15 protein-coding genes, 1 pseudogene and 1 riboswitch are annotated in these 19,697 nt (G+C 73.9%); of the genes and pseudogenes, 5 read left to right on the forward strand and 11 right to left on the reverse strand.

The genetic code is table 11. The features are described 5' to 3' along the window. Positions 1-5: 5 nt before the first annotated feature. Positions 6-175: riboswitch (cyclic di-AMP (ydaO/yuaA leader) on the reverse strand. Positions 176-434: 259 nt separating this feature from the next. The 3 genes from K2224_RS03220 to K2224_RS03230 all read right to left on the reverse strand — a co-directional run bounded on the left by K2224_RS03220 (position 435) and on the right by K2224_RS03230 (position 4,145). Then, positions 435-1,529, reverse strand: coding sequence for a transglycosylase family protein (locus tag K2224_RS03220; RefSeq protein WP_313904746.1), 1,095 nt, complete (start codon positions 1,527-1,529; stop codon positions 435-437). Between the two features lie 257 nt (positions 1,530-1,786). After that, a complete protein-coding gene (locus tag K2224_RS03225; RefSeq protein WP_221909402.1) occupies positions 1,787-3,088 on the reverse strand; it encodes a cytochrome P450 in 1,302 nt (433 codons plus the stop codon). A 181-nt stretch (positions 3,089-3,269) separates the two neighbouring features. Then, positions 3,270-4,145: a LysR family transcriptional regulator gene (locus K2224_RS03230; protein ID WP_221905155.1), complete on the reverse strand. Its 876-nt coding sequence runs from the start codon at positions 4,143-4,145 to the stop codon at positions 3,270-3,272. A gap of 283 nt (positions 4,146-4,428) precedes the next feature. Here K2224_RS03230 and K2224_RS03235 point away from each other — a divergent pair, with 283 nt between their 5' ends. After that, a complete protein-coding gene (locus tag K2224_RS03235; protein ID WP_221909403.1) occupies positions 4,429-5,613 on the forward strand; it encodes an MFS transporter in 1,185 nt (394 codons plus the stop codon). 36 nt (positions 5,614-5,649) lie between these two features. Here K2224_RS03235 and K2224_RS03240 read toward each other — a convergent pair whose 3' ends face one another. Continuing rightward, complete coding sequence (locus K2224_RS03240) at positions 5,650-6,177, reverse strand: ATP-binding protein (RefSeq protein WP_221905156.1); 528 nt, start codon at positions 6,175-6,177, stop codon at positions 5,650-5,652. Positions 6,178-6,449: 272 nt separating this feature from the next. On the opposite strand from K2224_RS03240, the gene K2224_RS03245 reads away from it, so the two are divergent. Together K2224_RS03245 and K2224_RS03250 are read left to right on the forward strand one after the other, a co-directional pair. After that, complete coding sequence (locus K2224_RS03245) at positions 6,450-7,301, forward strand: helix-turn-helix transcriptional regulator (protein ID WP_221905157.1); 852 nt, start codon at positions 6,450-6,452, stop codon at positions 7,299-7,301. Between the two features lie 10 nt (positions 7,302-7,311). Continuing rightward, complete coding sequence (locus tag K2224_RS03250) at positions 7,312-7,506, forward strand: hypothetical protein (RefSeq protein ID WP_221905158.1); 195 nt, start codon at positions 7,312-7,314, stop codon at positions 7,504-7,506. Here K2224_RS03250 and K2224_RS03255 read toward each other — a convergent pair. The 6 genes from K2224_RS03255 to K2224_RS03280 form a co-directional block, all read right to left on the reverse strand. Further along, positions 7,494-9,521, reverse strand: a complete 2,028-nt coding sequence (locus K2224_RS03255) for a tetratricopeptide repeat protein (RefSeq protein ID WP_260692320.1) — start codon at positions 9,519-9,521, stop codon at positions 7,494-7,496. The genes K2224_RS03250 and K2224_RS03255 overlap by 13 nt on opposite strands. A gap of 273 nt (positions 9,522-9,794) precedes the next feature. Beyond that, positions 9,795-10,817: a nucleoside triphosphate pyrophosphohydrolase gene (locus K2224_RS03260; RefSeq protein ID WP_221905160.1), complete on the reverse strand. Its 1,023-nt coding sequence runs from the start codon at positions 10,815-10,817 to the stop codon at positions 9,795-9,797. A gap of 78 nt (positions 10,818-10,895) precedes the next feature. Further along, positions 10,896-11,534, reverse strand: a complete 639-nt coding sequence (locus K2224_RS03265; protein WP_221905161.1) for a SurA N-terminal domain-containing protein — start codon at positions 11,532-11,534, stop codon at positions 10,896-10,898. A 173-nt stretch (positions 11,535-11,707) separates the two neighbouring features. Beyond that, complete coding sequence (locus K2224_RS03270) at positions 11,708-13,393, reverse strand: serine/threonine-protein kinase (protein ID WP_221905162.1); 1,686 nt, start codon at positions 13,391-13,393, stop codon at positions 11,708-11,710. Continuing rightward, positions 13,390-14,061, reverse strand: a complete 672-nt coding sequence (locus K2224_RS03275) for a hypothetical protein (RefSeq protein ID WP_221905163.1) — start codon at positions 14,059-14,061, stop codon at positions 13,390-13,392. The genes K2224_RS03270 and K2224_RS03275 overlap by 4 nt, the downstream gene beginning before the upstream one ends. 176 nt (positions 14,062-14,237) lie before the next feature. Beyond that, the gene (locus K2224_RS03280; protein ID WP_399017562.1) at positions 14,238-16,430 is read right to left on the reverse strand and encodes an N-6 DNA methylase; all 2,193 of its coding nucleotides are present in this window, start codon (positions 16,428-16,430) and stop codon (positions 14,238-14,240) included. 202 nt (positions 16,431-16,632) lie between these two features. Here K2224_RS03280 and K2224_RS03285 point away from each other — a divergent pair, with 202 nt between their 5' ends. Further along, positions 16,633-17,427, forward strand: coding sequence for a DUF4190 domain-containing protein (locus K2224_RS03285; protein ID WP_221905164.1), 795 nt, complete (start codon positions 16,633-16,635; stop codon positions 17,425-17,427). 176 nt (positions 17,428-17,603) lie between these two features. Here the strand turns inward: K2224_RS03285 and K2224_RS40190 are convergent. Next, a pseudogene (locus K2224_RS40190) lies at positions 17,604-17,956 on the reverse strand (HNH endonuclease family protein); the annotation flags it as partial. A gap of 198 nt (positions 17,957-18,154) precedes the next feature. On the opposite strand from K2224_RS40190, the gene K2224_RS03290 reads away from it, so the two are divergent. Next, positions 18,155-19,639 carry a DUF2079 domain-containing protein gene (locus K2224_RS03290; RefSeq protein ID WP_221905165.1) on the forward strand — a complete coding sequence of 495 codons (1,485 nt, stop codon included), beginning with the start codon at positions 18,155-18,157 and terminating at the stop codon, positions 19,637-19,639. Positions 19,640-19,697 lie beyond the last annotated feature (58 nt).

Here is a 19,697-nt window from a genome sequence, read left to right on the forward strand (position 1 = left end):
TGCGTTCGTTTCCTCACCGACGCCTACGAGGTGAGCTGTCGGGTTCGGGCCGTGTGAGCTGCCCGGCCGCGTGTGCTGCACACGCGACTTCACCCCAAGCCGGTCGACCCGTTCTCACGGGCGGGGCCGGCACTTACCTTGGGTCCCCCGCTCCTGCCTTCGGCGCTTGCGCGTCGTCGACTCCGACCGCCGGCAGGACTCGGCGTGCGATCGAAGGGCCCGCTTTGGCGAGCGGTCCTGACCGTAAGCAGTAACCCTGTTGGTGTTCAAACCCCATCTTCTGAACCAAGTTGACCGTTTTTGATCAATGCACGGACTGTTTCCGCAGGTAGACCCCGTTATGGGAGCGGGGGGCGGGGTGCACCCCGCCCCCCGCAACGAGAGCCATATCTCACTTTTACGAAACGGCGGGAAATCCGGCGAACTGCCGGTAACTACCCCTGCTTCCGCCCGAGATCGAGCAGCTGGCCCGGGTGGATCAGATCGGCGTCGGAGCCGATGACGCCCTGGTTGCGGTGGTAGAGCGCGGGCCAGCCGCCCGGCAGGTCATGGCTCGAGGCGATCGCTGACAGGTTGTCACCCGGGCGAACGCGGTAGCTGCCGGCGTCCGCCGGGGGCGTCCGGTGCGTCTGCCCGCCGCGCGAGGCGTGCCGGCCGCTGCCGCCGTCCCGGGAGTCCCCGTCGTCCGCACCGTCGCCCGGCGCACCGCGGTGCTTGCCGGTGGCGGGAGGCAGGGAGGGGCTGTCGGGGCCGTCGGTGTCGGTGGGACCGGTGGGGTCGGCGGAGTCCGAGGGGGACGGGGAGGCGGGGTCCGTGGGGTGCGCCGGGTGCCGCGTCGGCTGCTGCGCCGGGTCCGTGGGATCGGACGAGCCCGATGGGTCGGCCGGGGCGGACGGGTCGTCGGACGGGGAGGCCGACGGCGTACCGGGGGCCGGGTCCGACGGCGACGCGGAGCCGGAGGGGCTCGGGGTCCCGGAGTCGGACGGGGACGCCGAGTCGGACGGCGAGGGGGCGGCGGAGGACGAGCCGGACGGGTCCGGTGTGGCCGACGGGTCGGCCGGGGCACCGGAGTCGCCGTCGGACGGCCCGGGGGTCGGGGTGCCCGGGCCCGCGCCGTCCGCGTCCCCCTTCGTGCCGGAGTGGCGGCCGTCGGAGCCGCCGTGCGTCGGGCGCGGCGACGGGCGGCTGGTGGCGCCCGGGTCCACGCTGGGCGCGGGGCCGCCCTTGGTCAGTCCGGCGTGCAGCGCGCAGCTGGGGAACGCGTCCGGGCCGCGGTCGTGGAGTATCGCCTCGGCCACGGCTATCTGCTGGGCGCGGCTGGCGAGGTCGGGGCGGGAGGCGTAGGCGGAGCCGCCGTAGTCGTCCCACATCTCCTGGGTGAGCTGGAGGCCGCCGTAGAAGCCGTTGCCGGTGGCGGCGCTCCAGACCCCGCCGCTCTCGCACTGTGCGACGCGGTCCCAGGTCGAGGCGTCGGCGGCGTGCGCACCGCCCGCGGTGAACAGCGGCAGGGCCAGGCCCGCGCCGGTCACTCCGGCCGTGACAAAGATGGCCGGTGCCTGTCGGGGGCGACGGTGCCGACCGTTCCCGGAACGCATGCGGTTGCCTTTCGAGCGGCGGTTGAGTTGTCGGATCGGCGGTGGCGAGGGGTGCCGTGCGGCGACCCCGGGACCGCCCCCGATCGTCGGAGGAAAGGTAGCCGGGGTCACCGGCAGTCACAAGCCGGTGTAGCGGAGATCACGCAATGGTCACGTATGTGACGAAGTGTCAATTCCGGGGCCGCCGCTGGTCAGACCCCCGCCCGGGGCGGCTCGACGGTGAACTCGACCGGCAGGGTGCGCAGTCCGCGCATGATGAGCCCGCCGCGCCAGCGCAAATCGTCAGGTTCCGCCGCAAGTCGGAGGTCCGGGAGGCGGGTCAGCAGCGTCGCCAGCGCGGTCTGCCCTTCGAGGCGGGCCAGGGGTGCGCCGAGGCAGTAGTGGATGCCGTGCCCGTATCCCAGATGCGGGTTGTCACGCCGCGTGAGGTCGAGCACGTCCGGCTCGTCGAACCGCGCCGGGTCGCGGTCGGCGGCGGCCAGCACCACCAGGACCGGGTCCCCCTCGGCGATCCGCTGCCCGCCCAGCGTCAGCTCCCGGGTCGCGTACCGCCAGGTGGCCAGCTCCACGGGACCGTCGTAGCGGAGCAGTTCCTCGACGGCGGTGGCGAGCAGCTCGTCGTCGCCGGCCGCGATCGACTTCTGGAGCAGTTCGCGCTGGGCGGGGTGGCGGAGCAGCGCGTAGGTGCCGTTGCCAATGAGGTTGACCGTGGTCTCAAATCCGGCAAACAGCAATACAAAGCACATAGCGGCCGCCTCGTTCTCGGTGAGGTGCTCGCCGTGGTCGGAGGCCCGGATCAGGCCGGAGATCAGGTCGTCGCCGGGGGCGCCGTCCTGGAGCGCGGCGCGCTTGCGGTGGATCAGCTCGGCCAGATACGCCCGCATCTTCTTCACGGAACGGGCGACTCCGCCGCGCGGCCCGCCGCCGTGCCGGATCATCATCCCCGCCCAGTCGCGGAAGTCGTCCTGGTCCTCGGGCGGGACGCCGAGCAGGTCGCAGATCGCGTAGATCGGCAGCGGGAACGCGAACTCGTGGATGAGGTCCGCGCTCCCCCGCTCCGCGCCGTGCTGTTTTTCGATCATGGCGTCGATGAGTCGGTCGGTCAGCTCCTGTATGCGCGGCGCGAAGGCGGCGACCCGGCGCGGGGTGAACGCCTTGGAGACCAGGCGGCGCAGCCGGGTGTGGTCCGGGGGGTCGATGTTGAGCAGGTGCGTCATGAGGTTGGCGCCGCGCTCGCCCGGAATGCCGGTCTTGCCCTTGCCGTGGGCGCTCTCGGAGTGGTGCACCGGGTTCTTCGACAGGCGCGCGTCCGCGAGCGCCTGCCGGGCGTCGACGTAACGGGTGACCAGCCATGCCTCGACGCCGCTGGGCAGCCGGGTCCGGTGCACCGGCGCGTGCTCGCGCAGCCAGGCGTACGCCGGATACGGGTCGGCGGCGAACTCCCAGGAGAAGAGGGCGGGGGTGGGGGCGGAGACGGGCCCTGCCGGGGCCACGGGGCAGCCGGCGTGCGGAGCGGGGGTGCCCTCCGGGCGGGGGTCGGGCCTGGTCTCCGGGCGGGCGTCGGGCTTGTGGTGCTGCACGTATCGACCGTAACCGGTGACGCGCACGCCCCGCCGGGCCCGTAGGTCTCACCCCGCCTCCGCCTCCACCGAGGACATCCAGAGCGTCATCCGGTCACCCGGTCTCCACCCCCAGCTCCGCCAGGAAGGCCGCCGCGGCCGGTGACGGGCCCAGCCCGCTCCACACCACCCGCTCGGTCCGCGCCGGCGCCGGCCGCACCCGCACCCTCCGCAGCCCGGTCAGCTGCCGGGCGAACGACTCCGGCACCATGCCGATGCCGAGCCCGGCCCCGACCAGCTTCACCAGGAAATCCACCGTGGTCACCTCGAACGCCACCTCCGAGGTCAGCCCAGCGGCCCGGAACGCCTCCTCGCGCTGCCGGCGGGCCGCCGAGCCCTCCGCGTAGTCGACGAAGGTCTCCCGGGCCACCCGCGCAAGCGTCGTCCACTCCCGCCCGGCCAGCGGATGCTCCGGCGGCACCACCGCCACCAGTTCCCCGCGTGCCAGCACCTTCTCCCGTACACCGACTGTCCGCGCCGTGGGCACCAGCCCGACGAACGCCACGTCCAGCACACCCTCCCGCACCCGCTCGATCAGCGCGTCGCTCATGTCCATCTGGAGACTGATCCGCACCTTGGGGTACGCGGCGCGGAACGCCCCCAGCTCGCGGGCGAGGTCGACGGCGCCGACGGTGGAGATCGCCCCCACCGCCAGCCGCCCGCGCACCTCGCCGGTCACCGCCTCCACCTCGGCGCGGGCCCGTTCGGCGGCCTGGAGCGTCTGCCGGGCGACCGGAACGAACGCTTCCCCGGCGGCGGTCAGCCGCACGCTACGGCTCGTCCGGTCGAAGAGCCGCGCCCCCAACTCCTTCTCCAGCCGCGCGATCTGGTGGCTGAGCGCGGACTGCACCACATGGCAGCGCTCCGCGGCCCGGGTGAACCCACCGGTCTCGGCGACCGCGACGACGTACCGCATCTGCTGGAGCTCCATGCGCGCGATCGTAGGCACCTCCCGCCCCTGGAGCCTCCATCTCACATCACGATCGATGCGATGAAAACTATGTGTTGGACCGATGGATGCCACAGGCCGGACCCTTGTGCCCATGAGGACGAGCGCGAACACGAGCACGAGCACAAGAACGACCACCGGCACGAGAACGACCACCAGCACGGGCGTGGAAGAACCGACCGGCCCGGAGACGGACCCCGGAGGCGACGCCGCCCCCGGAGCCGAGGCGCCGGCGCGCCGTCTCGGCCGCGGCACCCTGCTCCTGATGTCCGTCGCCGCCGGCCTCTCGGTCGCCGGCAACTACTTCGCCCAGCCCCTCCTGGACGTCATAGGCCGCGACCTCCACCTCTCCGCCGGCACCGCCGCGCTGGTCGTCACCGTCGCCCAGACCGGTTACGGACTCGGGCTGCTGCTCCTCGTCCCCCTCGGCGACCTCCTGGAACGCCGCCGGCTCGCGGTCGTCCTCTGCGCCCTGACCGCCGCCTTCCTGACCGTGACGGCAAGCGCCCCGAACGGCGCGCTGCTGCTCGTCGGCACGGCTCTGACCGGCCTGACGTCCGTCGCCGCCCAGGTCGTCATGCCGTTCGCGGCGACGCTGTCCGCACCCGCCGAACGCGGCCGGACCATCGGGACGGTGATGACCGGCCTCCTGCTGGGCATCCTGCTCGCCCGCACGGCCGCCGGCCTGCTGGCCGAACTCGGCGGCTGGCGCACGGTCTACTGGGCCAACGCGGCCCTGATGCTGCTGATCGCCGTACTGCTGCGGCTGCGCCTGCCCACCCTGCGAAGCAACGCGGGGCTGCGCTACCCGGCCCTCCTCCGCTCGACCCTGGCGCTGTTCGCCCACGAGCCGGTACTGCGCTGGCGCGCGGCCCTCGGCGCCCTGACCTTCGCCGCCTTCAGCGTCCTGTGGACGGCGGTGGTCTTCCTGCTGTCCGGGCCCGCGTACGGCTGGCAGGAATCGACGATCGGGCTGCTGGGGCTGGTCGGCGCGGCCGGTTCGTTCGCGGCCACGACGGCCGGGCGGCTGGCGGACCGCGGACTGGCCCACCGCGTCACCGGCGTCGGCGCGGGCCTGCTCCTCGTCTCCTGGGGCCTGTTGGCGGCCGGCGGCACGGGCGGCGCCCGGTCGCTGGCGGCCCTGCTGGCCGGGGTGATCGTCCTGGACCTCGCCGCGCACGCCGTCCACGTCACCAACCAGAACCTGATCTACGCCGTCCGCCCCGAGGCCCGCAACCGCCTCAACTCCGCCTACATGACCAGCTACTTCGCGGGAGGTGCGGCGGGCTCCGCCCTGACGTCGGTGGTCTGGGGCGCGGGCGGTTGGGGCGGGGTGTGCGCGCTGGGGGCGGGGATTGCGGGGGCTGTGGTGGTGGTCTGGTTCGCGGAGTGGGCGCGACGGTCGCGGGCGGTGCGGGCGGCGGCCGCCCCCGCCGGTTCGCGGGGCTGAACGGCCGCGCGCCCCTCCCCCCTCCCTGCCCTCTCCCTAGAGTCCTTGCCCCTCTTTCTCTTTCTCGTGTGGCGGCCTCCCGTTGCTGTTCAGCGGCATACCGGCGACGACGGACTTCCCGCGCGGGCGCCGCGGCACCACCACCCAGACCGCGGAGATCGCGTCCACGAGGACCAGCCCGCGACCACCGCAACCGTCGTCCGGGACGGATGCACTGATGACCGGGCATCCGTCTCCCGCGTCGGACACCGCCAGCCAGTAGTGCCCATCGGCCGACCAGAGGAACAGCTCGACCCGTTGATCCTCTGGGTCGTCGCCTTGGAGGGTCCCGTGCCGTACGGCGTTGGTGACCAGCTCCGAGGTCAACAGGGCGAGGTCGTCGGCCAGTTGAGGAGAGCAGTCGGCGGGCAACGCCCCAGCCACGGCCCACCGGGCGCGCCGCACGGCGGCGGTGGTGGCAGGGAACACCCAACGGGAGGGGACGGCGGGGACCGGAGGCCCGGTCAGGGTCGGCGAGGGCGGTGCGGGCGGTGTGGGCGGCGACGGAAACGGGATAACGGGCATGGCGGAACCCCTCACTTGCGTCGGAGAGTTGCTACGTATGCGCTCTCACCGGCGCCGGTGGCCTGCCTCCCTGGGCGCGGGCACACCCACCCCAGGGCAGGCGGGCATGCTCACGCGGTGCGCTTCCGGCAGTTGCGGTGTGTATCTTGCGCAACACCGACCGTAGAGCAGTCGGTGGTAAATTTGCCACCTGAGTCGGCAAATGCACCACGGATTGATGAACTCGCCTCCCCGGGAACCGGACTGGGGCGACGTTGCTTGGAGGGGATGGCATGCCGCCCAGGACGATCCCGACGGAACGACAGAAGCGCTTGGGAAGTGAGCTGCGACGGCTCCGCACCGCAGCTGGCATGTCCGCTGAGCACGCAGCCGGCCTGCTGGGCGTGGACCGAGGCAAGATCTCCAACATGGAGTCGGGCGTGCGCGGCATCAGCGCCGAGCGCCTGCGGACGCTCGCGTGCAACTGTGGTTGCACCGACGAGAAGTACATCGAGGCGTTGGTCGCGATGGCGCAGCCCGACGGCGACGGCTGGTGGGAGCGATATAGGGGCAGCCTGCCGCAAGGGCTACTCGACATCGCGGAGTTGGAGGACCAGGCAGTACGCATGCGCGTGGCCAACACGGCGCATATCCCAGGGCTGCTCCAGACTCCCGACCATGCGCTGGCTGTCTTCCGCGTCGCCGTGCCCGCCCTGCCTGAGCACGAAGTTGGGCTTCGCCTCGCTCACCGTTCCGAGCGCCAACAAGTGATCACCCGCGACGCCCCGGCCTCCTTCGTTGCCATCATCCACGAGGCGGCTCTGAGGATGCAGTTCGGTGGCCGCACGGTCGCACGCAAGCAACTTGAGCACCTGCTCGCCATGTCGGAACGGCAGAACATCCTTCTCCTCGTCATCCCGTTCTCTCACGGCGCCTTCCCTGGCGCCGGACAGAACGCCGTGTACGTCGAAGGCCCCGTGCCGCAGCTCGACACCGTCCAGGTGGACAGCACGCATGGTCCCGATTTCCTCTACGCCGAGGGGCAGTTGGCGAAATACCGGACTCAACTCGACTGGTTGGAAGAGTTGGCTCTGCCGCCGGACCAATCGCGTGACTTCATCGGCGAGATCGCGCACCACCTATGAGGAGACGACCATGACGTCCAAGATCACCTGGGAAGAGCCCTTCTGCGCGGAAGGCAACTCCTGCTTCCGCCTCGGCACCGACGCCGACGGCAACGCCTACATCGCCGTCAACGGCAACGAAGGCCACTACCTCACCGACTCCATAGAGGCCCTACGCACGCTCGTTCGGGATATCAAGGCGGGCAAGGCGGATCACCTGCTCTGATCGCCGGGCCCGCGCGGCTCCGCGGCCGGGGCCTCCCCGAGGGCGCGCCTGGCCCCGGGGTGGCCCAGGGCCGCGGCCTTGCGGTACCAGGCCGTGGCCTCGGCGTCGTCGCCGGCCTTCTGGCACAGCTCGGCGAGGCGGAACGCGCCATAGGCGTCGCCGTCCTTGTAGCCCTTGAGGTACCAGGTGCGCGCTGCGACGGGGCGGCCGTGCTTTTCGAGGAGCGTGCCGAGGTTGGCCGCGTCGAAGCCGCGGCCCCGCTCGGCTTCGTCCTGGAAGAAGTTCACAGCACGCTCGACATTGTCGACGGTGAGGGGGTCGAGGTACCCGGCGGCGCACTCATCGCCCGACGCGGCCGCTCGGCGCATCCAGACATCGGCGACCTTGCCCTCGTGCCACAGCAGGTGGATGACGCCCATGTTCCGCGCCACGGGTTCGTAGCAGGCGGCGGCGGCCTCCAGGTAGCTGTCGAAGGCGCCGTGGACGTCACCCTTGCCGAGCAGCAGGTCGCCGAGCAGATGTGCCGCCTCCGGATTCCCGGCCTTCGCCCCCGCCGTGAACCAGTGCTCGGCCCGGGCCCGCAGCAGCTTCCCCAGCAGCGTCGCCGCCTCCGCGTCGCCCGCTTCGGCGGCGGTCTCCAGGAACGGCTCGGCGGCCTTCCCCTCGCCCCGCTCGGCGAGCATCCGGCCGAGCCGGCCCGCCGACTGCGGCTCCCCGGCCTCGGCCGCCCGGCGGAACCAGCGTTCGGCTTCGTCCCCCTCCCCCAGCGAATCGGCGAGCAGGCCGAGGTTGTGCAGGGCGGAGGTGTCTCCGGCGTCGGCGGCGCGTTGGAAGGCGACCCGTGCCTTCGCCGCGACGTCGGCGTATTCGTAAGCCGCGTCCGACCGGGCCGCCTCCAGGGCACAGCCCCATACCGGGCCGGGGACGTCCGGCAGTTCCTGGGCTGGAGACACCGTCTCCACGCAAAAGGGCGCGGCCCGCCAGGTATCTCCCGTGACGCGGACGAGAAGCGGCAGCAGGCCGTGACGCCGCTCGACCGCCCAGGCGAGGGCGTCCTCGGCGGACTCCCGCTCCATGCCGGTCACATCCGCGTACCCCTCGTGGACCTTGAGGAGGAGGTCCATGGGAAGGGCGCCGGTGAGGCCGCAGCGGGCGAGGTCGAGGGCGGCGCGAACCAGGGCATGGCCGCGCGGGTGGCGGTCGGCGCGACGGGCGCGCCACCACTCGTCCCAGAGGAGGGGGCCCAGGGCGAGGTACGCGGCGACGCCCTCCGACCCACTGGACGAGACGGCACCTATCAGGCGCGGATCCCCAGTACGTGCGGCCTCCCTCGCCACCCGCTCCCGCTCCGCCGGGCTCCACTCCCGGGCCAGTTCGACGATGTGGGCCAAGTCGAGGACCCGGCCGCCGGGCTGGGCGCGGCAGGCGTCGTAGGCGTCCTCCCGCATGGTGGCGACCACGACGACCTTCAGGGCCGTCAACTGGGCGAGCAGGCGCGGTTCCAGTCCGCCGTCGCCGAGGTGCTCGTCGAGGTCGTCGAGCCAGATGAGGTAGCGCTCCGGGCGGCCTTGCAGCAGTGCGGGCAGGCCGCGCAGGTCCGTGCCGCGGGGTGGCGCGAAAACCCTGCGGCCGGCCGGACCTCTGGCCATCGCCACCAGCGCCGCGCGCGACTTGCCGGTGAACGGCTCGCCGAGCAGCAGCACCAGGCCGCCGCCCACCCGTGCCTGTCCCAGCGCCGTGTCGAGTTCGTGATCACGGTCGCGGAGGACATAGCGAGGAAGGGGTGCGTGCCCATGAACACGGTGGGCGGGCCGGACACCGAAGGCGACCGGGTCCAGGTCCGCTGCCGTGGGCCAGCTCTCCGGGTCGGGGAGGGTGCCGGCGAAGCCGGAATGCGTGATGGTGATGCCGCTGATGGCGTCCGCCTGGATCACGGGGCCGTGGGTGGTGCCGCCGGAGACGATGTTGCGGACGGCGGCGGGGCGCCCGGTGGGGGCGTGAGGCTCTGCGGACACGGAAACTGGAGCGGGCGCGGGCAACGTGTCTACAAGGGAGCGAAGTTCAGCGGCGGCCGAAGGGTCGCGCTCCAGCCGGCTGCGCAGGACGACAAGCCACCAGCCACGGGCCTGCGACGGTTCTTCGGGCGGGCTTCCCACCAGCCCCAGCCGGGCGGCTGCCGTCCTCGCGGTCGGCCCGCCGGCCGGGTCCGCGAAATGCGCCGCCGCCCGCTTCACCAACTCCTCGTCCACCCAAGCCCCTCCCCCTCAACTCCCGTCCCCCCAACGGTACTAACCGGTTCCTCTCTCGGCCGCCACCACCGCGTCCCGATAGGCGCGGGCCGCGGCGCGCAGGGCCGCCTCCGGGTCCACGCCCTCGGACTCGGCACGGACGGCCAGGGAGAGGAGTTCGTAGCCGATGCCCGGGCCGGAAGGCATGGGCACGTCCAGGCCCGCCGTGCGGGCGCGGGAGGCGAGCTTGGCGGCCAGGGCGAGGCCGGGCTGGGCCAGCGGGATGCCCTCGGTGACCGAGTCGCGCTGCTTTTCCTCGGCCTTGGTGCGGAGCCAGTGGGCCTTGACGTCCTCGGGAGTCTCGGCGGCCTCGTCGCCGAAGACGTGGGGGTGGCGGTGGAGCAGCTTCTCGACGAGGGTGCCGGCCACGTCGTCGACGGAGAACGGGGCGTCGGGGTCGTCCTGGGCGATCCGGGCGTGGAAGACGACCTGGAGGAGGACGTCGCCCAGCTCCTCGCGGAGCGCGTCGCGGTCGCCCTCCTCGATGGCCTCGACCAGCTCGTACGCCTCCTCGATGCCGTACTTGGCGAGGTCGCGGTGGGTGCGGATGCTGCTCCAGGGGCACTCGGCGCGGATCTGGTCCATGACCTGGACGAGGTCGAGCAGGCGGGCGCCGGGGAGGTCGTAGGAGCCGGGCAGCAGTTCCAGGTCGGGCATGGTCTCGCGGCCGGAGCCGGCGAGCCGGGCCAGGCCGTCGGTGAGGGCGCTCTCGCCGTCGGCGGAGGTGAGGACGACGGCGGTGCGGGCGCCGGGGACGATGTCGTCGACCAGTTCGCGGGCGGTCGGGGCGGCGACCTCCACCGTGACGCCGGCCTCGCGGAGGTAGGGCAGCTGGGGGTGGTCGGCGTCGGCGCACAGTACGCGGTCGGCGGTGCGCAGGGCCTGCCAGGCGGGCCAGGAGAGCAGGCCGGGGGCGACCCGGTGGCTGGTCGTGAGCAGGACCAGGCGGCCGGTGTCCGTGCCGGCGCCCTCGGGGCGGGGGGCGGCGGCAGCAGGGGTGGCGTCAGCGGCGTCAGCGTTCACGTAAATGAACGTAACGCACGGCACCGACAGTGCTCCGGCGGCCCGCTCCCCGCCCCGCCCGCTCCGAGGGGCCGGGGGTCACGCGTCCTGCTGCGGCGGCGCCGCCGGCGCCAGCCACGGCGTCCTGGTCTCGCCGAGGATCACCTGCCGGTCGTCCCAGGTGCCGTAGCGGGGGTTGACGTCGACGCCCATGGCGCGGGAGGTCCTGGACAGCGCCTCGACGAGTTTGCGCTGGCCGTCGGGGCGGCCGCGGTCGGCGTGCAGGTGCTCGGCGAGGCCGTCGATGAGGAGCTGGTTGCGGACCACCTGGTCGATCTGGTCGGGGGCGGTGCCCTGCTGGAGCCACATCGTCCGCAACCGGGCGGCGCCGCCGGCCCGTTCCTCCGCCTCCGCCCGGGCCTTCTGGATGTCGGCGCGGGTGACCGTGACCCCGGCGTCGCGGGCGGCGCGGGCCAGCACCTCGTCGAAGATCATGCCGTTGAGGGTGGAGGGGCCGAGCCGGCCGGTGTTCGTGATCAGTTCCTTGCCCTGCGGGGACGCGGCCTGGGCGGCGCGGATGTCCTTGACCCGGCCCTGGAGCGCGGCGACGGTGATCCGCTTGCCGTCCACGATGGCGGCGGCGCCCGGGTGGGCGTCGGTGCCGCAGGCGGTGAGCAGCGGGGTCGCGGCCAGCAGCGCGGCGGCGGAAACGGAGAGCGCGGTCCTTCGGCGGAACACTTGGCCTCCCGGCGGATGCAGATCGTGCGACGGAGTGATGACCTAGGTACGACCTTCGGTGATCGATGCTAGGGAGTCGGCGTGGCGCGGGCCACTGCTTCGGGCAACGAGCCGCACGGGGCTCGGTTCCGGCGTGGCCCGCCCGGATGGCGCACCGCCGCGCCGCGCACCCGTCAACCCTGCATCTGCGCCAGCCAGTACAGGGTCCGGCGGATCTCCGTGGGGAAGGCGTGGTGCGGGCCGTGCAGGCGCTCGGCGTCGTGGAGGAGGCGGGAGAGGGTCTCCTTGGCGGCGCCGTGTTCGCCCTGGGCCAGCAGCAGGTGACCGATGGAGCGGCGGATTTCGAGCGGGCGGACGGGGTCGTCGGCGTAGTGCTCGAAATACGGGAGGAGGGCGCGGTACTCCTCCAGGGCCTGGGCGACCTCGCCGAGCTGTTCCAGGCACTGGGCGGCGTCGTGGTGGAACTGGAGGGCCTGGCGGGTGGCGCCGGCCCCGGACTCCTTGGCGTACTGCTCGGCCAGGATGCGGAGTTCGGGCAGGGCGCGGCGGTACTGGCCGTCGTCCATGAGGGTCGCCGCGTACTGCTTGCGGAGGGTGCGGACGACCGGGGAGTGCGGGCCGTGGCGTTCGGCGGCGGCCGGGAGGATGCCGCCGAGGATGTCCACGGCGCGGGTGATGCGGCCCTGGTCGAGGAGGAGTTTGACCTCGTCGACGGCGGCGGCGACGTCCGGGCCGGAGGAGGCGGACGGACGCGGGTCGGCGGGGGCGGCGCCCGGCTCGGGCGGGGCCGGGGGCCGGGGTGCGGACGGCGGGGAGGCCCAGGGGGCGTTGCCGGCGAGGGAGGCGCGGGGGTCCTGGGCGGCCGGGGCGGGGGCCGGCTCGGGGACGCGTGGGGTGGCCAACACCGTCGGGGTGGGCGCGGGCGCCGGGGAGCCGGCGGCACGGGCCGGCCAGGGGGCGTGCGGCTGGCAGAACGGGCGGGTGGGGTCCATCGGTGCCAACGGGGCGCGCGGGCCGCCGGAGGACGTGGGCAGGAGGGGGGCGAGGGCCGCGTAGACCTCCTGGGCGTCGGCGGGGCGGGCCCGGGGGTCCTTGCGGAGCAGGTGCAGGACGAGCGCTTCGAGGGCCTCGGGGACGTCGGGGCGGAGCCGGCGGACCGGGACCGGCTCCTCGTGGAGGTGCCGGTGCAGGACGCCCAGGGCGGTGGAACCGGCGAACGGGACCTGGCCGCTGAGGAGTTCGTGCAGCAGCACCCCGAGGGCGTAGAGGTCGGTGTACGGGCCGACGGCGCCGCCCATGGCCTGTTCGGGCGCCATGTAGGCGGGGCTGCCGATGGGCGAGCCGGTGTGGGTGAGGCGGGTGGTGTCGGTGTCCAGGGCGGAGGCGATGCCCAGGTCCAGGACGACCAGGGAGCCGTCCGGCCGGATCATGACGTTGCGGGGCTTGAGGTCCCGGTGGACGATCGGCACCGCGTGCACCGCGGCCAGTACGGCGCACAGTTGGGCGGCGACGGAGACCGCCCACGGCCAGGGGTAGGGGTCGTGCTCGGCGAGGTGGTCGGAGAGGTCGGCGCCGTCGACGTACTGCATGACGAGGTAGAGGTCCTCGTCGTCGCTGCCGGCGTCGTGGACGGTGACGAGTCCGGGGTGGTCGACCTGCGCAGTGACCCGGCACTCGCGGACGAAGCGGCGGCGCATCTCCTCGCCGTCGGGGGTGCCGGCGACCCGGTCGGGGCGGAGCAGCTTGACGCCGACCCGGCGGTCCAGGCGGCGGTCGTAGCCGATCCAGACCTGGCCCATGCCGCCCTGGCCGAGCAGGACGGAGAGTTCGTAGCGGTCGGCGATGACCCGGCCGTTCACCGGCCCTCCTTGCGGAGGTAGTCGCTCAGTTCGTCGAGTTCGGCGCGGACCTGGTCGATGCGCTGGGGCGACGAGGGGCGGTGTCCGGGTGACGGGTGGGGCTGCGACGGCTGCTGGGGCTGCGGCGGCTGATGCGGCTGGTGGGCCCGGGCGCCGGCGGTCGTGGCGTACGGGTTCACCGGGGGCGCGGCCATGGGCCCGGTACCCGGGGCCGCGTAGGGCGGCCGGGTCTCCTGGAGGTGCAGGGGCGGGTGCGGGTGGTGCACGGGCGGCGGGGCGTAGGGGTGGGGGAAGGCCCCTGCCGGGTAGGGCGGCGGGAGGACCGGGCCTGCGGCGTGCGCCCGTTCGGCGCGGAGGTCGACGACGAGGTAGTACGCCACGACGGCGGCTATCTGGAGCAGCAGGAGGGCGACGCCCACGTTGGTGCGCCAGTCGTCCTCCGGGAAGCTGACGATCAGTACGGAGGTGCCGAGGAACAGCCCCAGGTCGGCGGCGAACAGCCACCAGCCCAGCGGCCGGCGCTGCACGAGCGCGGCCCGCAGCATCGCGGCCCAGGACAGGAAGCCCAGGCTGAGCACCGTGGCGGCCACGAAGACCACCCGCAGGGCGAGGACCGTCCCGCGCGCCGGGGGACGGTGCACCGGCGGGGCCGGGACTGGGCCGTGCATCACTGCTCCTGATGGATCGTTCGTGGCCGGGGACCGGGCCTCGGCGGCCGCCTGCGCGCCGCGGCGGCCGGGCCGGTGCGCGCACGTGTCTGCGAGCGTATATACGACGCCGCGCCCGCGTGCAGGGTTGTACGGAATGTGTCCGCGATCCACCGGTCCCCAGTGCCGACCGGGGCTCAGCCGGGCTCGACCGTGCCGTCCGTGAGGCCGTCGTGGAGTCCTTGGACGAGCTGCTCGCCGAGCCGGGAGGCCAGTCGCAGGGCGCTTTCGAAGGCGGCGAGGTCGGCGAAGCGGCGGCCGTAGCGGCGCTGTTCGGCCAGCGGCAGGCGGGGCAGCTGGAGGCGGCGGACGTCGAGCCGGGTGGCGGTGGAGGCGTAGCTGCTGGCCTGGCGGTTGTTGGCGGTGCCGCGCAGGAAGCCGGCCAGGAACCAGGGGTCGAGGGCGGCGGTGTCGGGGCGCAGCAGGGTGAGGTTGCGGCCGAGGGCGGCGCCGGCGGTGGCCTCGTCGACGACCCGGGCGGTGGCGCCGCCGCCCAGGACCGGGACGACCACGTCGCCCTCCTGGACGAGGACGGGCTCCTCGGGGGGCGTGCCGGCGGGGGTTTCGGGGAGCGTGCCGGAGGGGGCGAGGCCGCCGAGGACGTCGTGGTCGGTGAGGACGGCGGGGGCCGGCTCGGGCCCGGCGGTGCCGGCGCCGCCGGCGCGCAGCACGAGGGCGCCGGAGCGGGCGAGTTCGCCGACGGTGGTCTGCGGCCAGCGGGCGGTGGCCGCCCCGGGGGCGGTGGTGTCGGTGCCCGGGAGCGGGGTGAGTTCGGCGGTGCGGGCCAGGGTCGCGGTGAGGCGGTCGTGGACGCGGGCGAGTTCGGCGGGGCCGCCGGCCGCGGCGGGCGGCGGCAGGTGCCGGGCGGGGGCGAGGTCGACGTCGTCGCCGAGGAGGTCGATGGCGGCCAGCGAGCGGCGGACGCCGGGCACCTCCTCGATCCCGCCGTCGCGGTCGAAGTCCCGCCAGGCGTCCAGGGCGGTGGCCCGTACGGACTGCCAGTCGAGCTTGTCGCGGCCCGGTCCGGCGGGGGCCGCGGTGTCGACGACGAGCAGCTGCGGGACCGGCGGGGTCCGGCCGCCGGGCTTGCGCAGCACCCACAGGTGCAGCGGGATGTTGTTGGGCGGGGCGGCGCCGGCGGGCAGGGCGATGACCGCGCGCAGGGCGCCGCGGCGCAGCAGGTCGGCGCGGATCCGGCGGCCGGAGCGGCGGGAGGCGGCGGCGGGCGGCATGAGGAGGACGGCGGTGCCGCCGGGCCGCAGCCGGGCCAACGCGTGCTGGACCCAGGCCAGTTCGGATTCGGTGCGGGCCGGGAAGCCGTACTCCCAGCGGGGGTCGTAGGCGAGTTCGTCGTGGCCCCAGTTGCGTTCGTTGAACGGCGGGTGGGCGAGGACGGCGTCGGCGGCGAGCTGCGGGAAGGCGTCGGCGCGCAGGGTGTCGGCGGCCCGGACGCGGACCTCGGCGCCGGGGGCCCGGAGGGCGAGCCGGAGCGCGGCGAGGGCGGCGAGGTCGGGGTCGACGTCCTGGCCGTGGAGGGCGGGAGCGGTGTCCCCAGAGGGGCGCTCGCCGCGCAGCGGCGCCGTTGAGGGGCGGTGGCCGGGGGGTGACGGGTGGGCCTGGTCGCGGACGGCGGTGAGGAGCGCGCCGGCGCCGCAGGCCGGGTCCAGGACGGTGCCCAACGGGCCTGCGGCGGCGGCGAGTTCGGCCATCAGGGCGGCCGGCCCCGGCGGGGTGGGGGTGTACTGGCGGGGATTGGCGTCCAGGTGGCGGCCGAGCAGGAAGCCGTACGCCTCGGCGGCGCCGTCGGTGGCGGCGAGGTCGCCGGCGGCGCGGACCAGGGCGGCGGAGTGGGCGAGGGCGGCGCGGGTCAGACCGCGCACCGGGTGCTCGGGGCCGAGCCGGCCGGTGAGGACGGATTCCAGCAGGGCGGGCAGTACGCCGGTCAGTTCGGTGTCGTCGGCGGCGGCGCGGAGCCGGCGCCAGGCGGCGGGGCGCTCCTGGACGAGCAGCAGGACGGCGCCGGCCTGGCGGAGCGCGGCGGCGGCGCCGGCGGGGTGGCCGACGAGCTGCTGCCAGACCCGTTCACGGGCCGGCACCTCGGCGAGCTTGCCCTGGTCGCGGAGCCATTGCTCGACGTCGCGGAGGGCGAAGGCGGGGCTGGTCTCGGTGCCGCCGACGGGCTTGGGGAAGTCGGCGTGGCGGCGCCGCCAGTTGCTGACCGCGGCCCGGCCCACGCCGGCGAGCCGGGCGATACCGGCGGCGGTCACCTCGGTCGGGCGGCTTCCCGCCACATCACGACCCGCGCTGTCGTCCGTCGCCTTCTCCGGCACCTGTGTGGCTCCCGTCCCGATGACCCCGTGACCGTTGTGTGACTCCTGTGTCGAGGAGCATACCCATGCACTGCGAACGAACCCCTTCACGGCGTGAACCTCTGCGTTTCGTGAATCCGTGTTGACTCAGTTCACAGCCTCTGTTCTTATTGACCCACCGATTCGACGGAACGACTCCAGCGCCCGGAAGGGGCCCCTTCGCATGTCCCAGCAGATGCAGTACCAGCCCGTCCCGGAGGGGGCGCCCGGCATGCCGACCCCCGGTCACCACCAGGCGGCCCGCAACGGCCTCGGCATCACCGCCCTGGTCCTCGGCATCATCGGCGCGCTCAGCGGCATCCCGATGGTCCTGTTCTGGCTGGCCGGCCCGCTCGGTCTGCTGTCGCTGATCTTCGGCTTCGTGGGCCTGAGCCGGGTGAAGAAGGGCCAGGCCACCAACAAGGGCGTGGCGGTGACCGGCACCGTCCTCGGCGCCCTCGCGATGATCCTGGCGGTCATCGGCGTCATCGTCACCGTGCTCGCCGTCAACAAGGCCGTCGACGAGATCAACAAGCAGGTCAACGGCTCACAGGCGCAGCCCAAGGACGGCAGCAAGGGCAACAGGAGCTACGGTCCGGGCGCCGTGGCCACCTACCCGGACAAGGGCCTGGAGGTGAGCGTCGCCAAGCTCGCCCCGTACACCGTCGGCGACATCGCCTCCGGCCACACCGCGGGCAACAAGGCGTACAAGGTCACCGTGCAGATCAAGAACAAGGGCAAGGCCGCCTTCAACCCGGCCCTGACCCAGATCAAGGCCAAGACCGGCGCCGACGGCCGCAAGGCGGAGCAGATCATCGACGGCAAGATCGGCATCGGCTTCGACGGCTCCATCGCCCCGGGCTCCGCCGCCACCGTGGACGTCGCCTTCGACGCCCCGCCCACCGCCAAGGAACTCGACGTCGAGGTCGCCCCGGACATCGACATGCAGGGCGTCTTCTGGAAGCTGCCGACCAGCTGACCCCACCCCACCGCACGACGGCCCCGGGCCCGGACCGCGACCACCGCGGCTCCGGGCCCGGGGCCGTTCCCCCTCGAGCGCGCGGCTACTTCGCCGTGAACCTCGCCGGCGCCTCCGTAGGGGTCCCCCCCCGCCCGGCAAAGGGGGCACCTCCCATGTCCTTGAGGCAATGGGGGAGGATCGTTCGCCAGCGCCACCCCCTTACGGGCCGGCCACTGCCGCGCGCCCGTCCGCCAGGCGTCCGACAACGCCACCACATGGTCGATGTCGACGGTGCTGCGGCCCCGTTGGTAGCGCAGCGACTTCCCGGTGTACGGGTCCTTCGGCAGCGTCCCGGACACCACCACGCACTTCTTCGCGTCCCGGAACGCGGTCCCGCGCAGATCCCGCTTGAGGATGTCGTCCCGGGTGCCGCAGCGTTGCCGTCGGTGTCCGCCCAGGCCGAACCGAAGCGGTCCCGCGCGTAACCGTCCTTCGTACCCGGCCGCTTGACGGCCAGCGAGTCCAGCGCGCTCCGGGCGCTGCCCGGCGGCACCGCCGGCACCGACGGCACTCGGGGCCGGGCGGGCGGAGGCGGCGATCCGTACCACGTGGGGCGTCCGATCCGAAAAGCGTGGCAACAGCGTTGCGGGACAGGTGAACAAGGAGACGGGCCCGCCGGCGCAATGCCGGACGGACCCGCACCCCGGTTCGGATATCTTTTCGGAAATCGAGAGTGAGGACGCCCATGGACACGGCCGCAGCAACGGCGGCGGACGGCCGCACCGGGCCCTCCCCCGGCGCCGCCGCCGACCCGTCGGCCGGGCCCGCCACCACCGCGCCGGCGCCGTCCCGGCCCGCCGCGCTCCGGGCCGCGCTCCGCGCCCCGCGCCTCGACCCGTACTGGACCGCCGGCCTCTTCTTCGTCGCGTACGCCGTGCTCTCGTACTGGCGCTACCGCACGATGTCCACCATCTCCTGGGACCTGGGCATCTTCGAGCAGGCGATCCGCGGCTACGCCCACCTAGGGGCGCCGACAGTCGACCTCAAGGGGCCCGGCACCAACATCCTCGGCGACCACTTCAGCCCCGTCCTGGTGCTGCTCGCCCCCCTCTACCGGCTGTTCCCCTCCCCCCTGACCCTGCTCGTCGCGCAGGCCGCGCTGTTCGCGCTCTCCGCGATACCCGTCACCCGCGCCGCCGCCCGCCACCTCGGCCGCCGGCGCGGGCTCGCCCTCGGCCTCGCCTACGGCCTGTCCTGGGGCATCCAGCGCGCCGTCGACTTCGACTTCCACGAAATAGCCTTCGCGGTCCCGCTGATCGCCTTCGCCCTCGAAGCCGCCCTGCGCGGCCGCTGGAACACCGCGGCGTGCTGGGCCGCCCCCCTCGTCCTGGTCAAGGAGGACCTCGGCGTCACCGCCGCCGCCATCGGCGCGCTCTCCCTGCTCCGCACCCGCCGCCCCGGCCCCCTGCCGCTCGCCCTCGTCGCCCTCGGCGTCACCGCCACCGCCGTCACCCTCGGCCTGGTCATCCCCGCCTTCAACGGCTCCGGCTCCTACGACTACTGGAGCAAGCTCGGCGGCCACGGCGCCGCCGCCCCCGCCATACCCGTCGACGTCGCCCTCCGCACCCTGCTGTGGACGCTGCTGCCCACCACCGGCCTGCTCGCCCTGCGCTCCCCGCTCCTCCTCGTGGCCGTGCCCACCCTCGGCTGGCGCTTCCTCTCCCACGAACCCCACTACTGGGGCACCGACTGGCACTACAGCGCCGTCCTGATGCCCATCGTCTTCCTCGCCCTCGTCGACGCCCTGCCGCGGGCCCTCGCCTCCGCCCGGCCCTGGATGCGCTCCTACGCCCATCACCTGCCCGCCGCCGTACTGGCCGCCGCGCTCGCACTGACCACCACGCTGCCGCTGGCCCGGCTGACCGAGGCCGCCACCTACCGCACGCCCCCGGAAATACCCGCCGCCGAACGGCTGCTGGACCGGATACCCGACGGCGCGACGGTCGAGTCCGACATCCGCCCGCTCAGCCGCCTCACCGGCCGCACCCGCGTCTACTGGACCGGCGACACCGGTGGGCTGGCGCCCGGCTACATCGCGGCACAGCTCCATGACGACCACTCGGCCGAGCAGGCGCTGGCCGATGCGGAGGCCCGGCATCCGCGGTCCACGTACGTGGTGCTCGGCACCGCCGCGGACCTCGTCGTCCTCCGCCGCACCTCGGCCCGCTGACCGGGCCGACCGGGCCGGGACGGCCCGGAGAATTCCCGGGCCCCGCGGCCAACGGCCC

The organism is Streptomyces sp. BHT-5-2 (assembly GCF_019774615.1).
GTDB lineage: Bacteria > Actinomycetota > Actinomycetes > Streptomycetales > Streptomycetaceae > Streptomyces.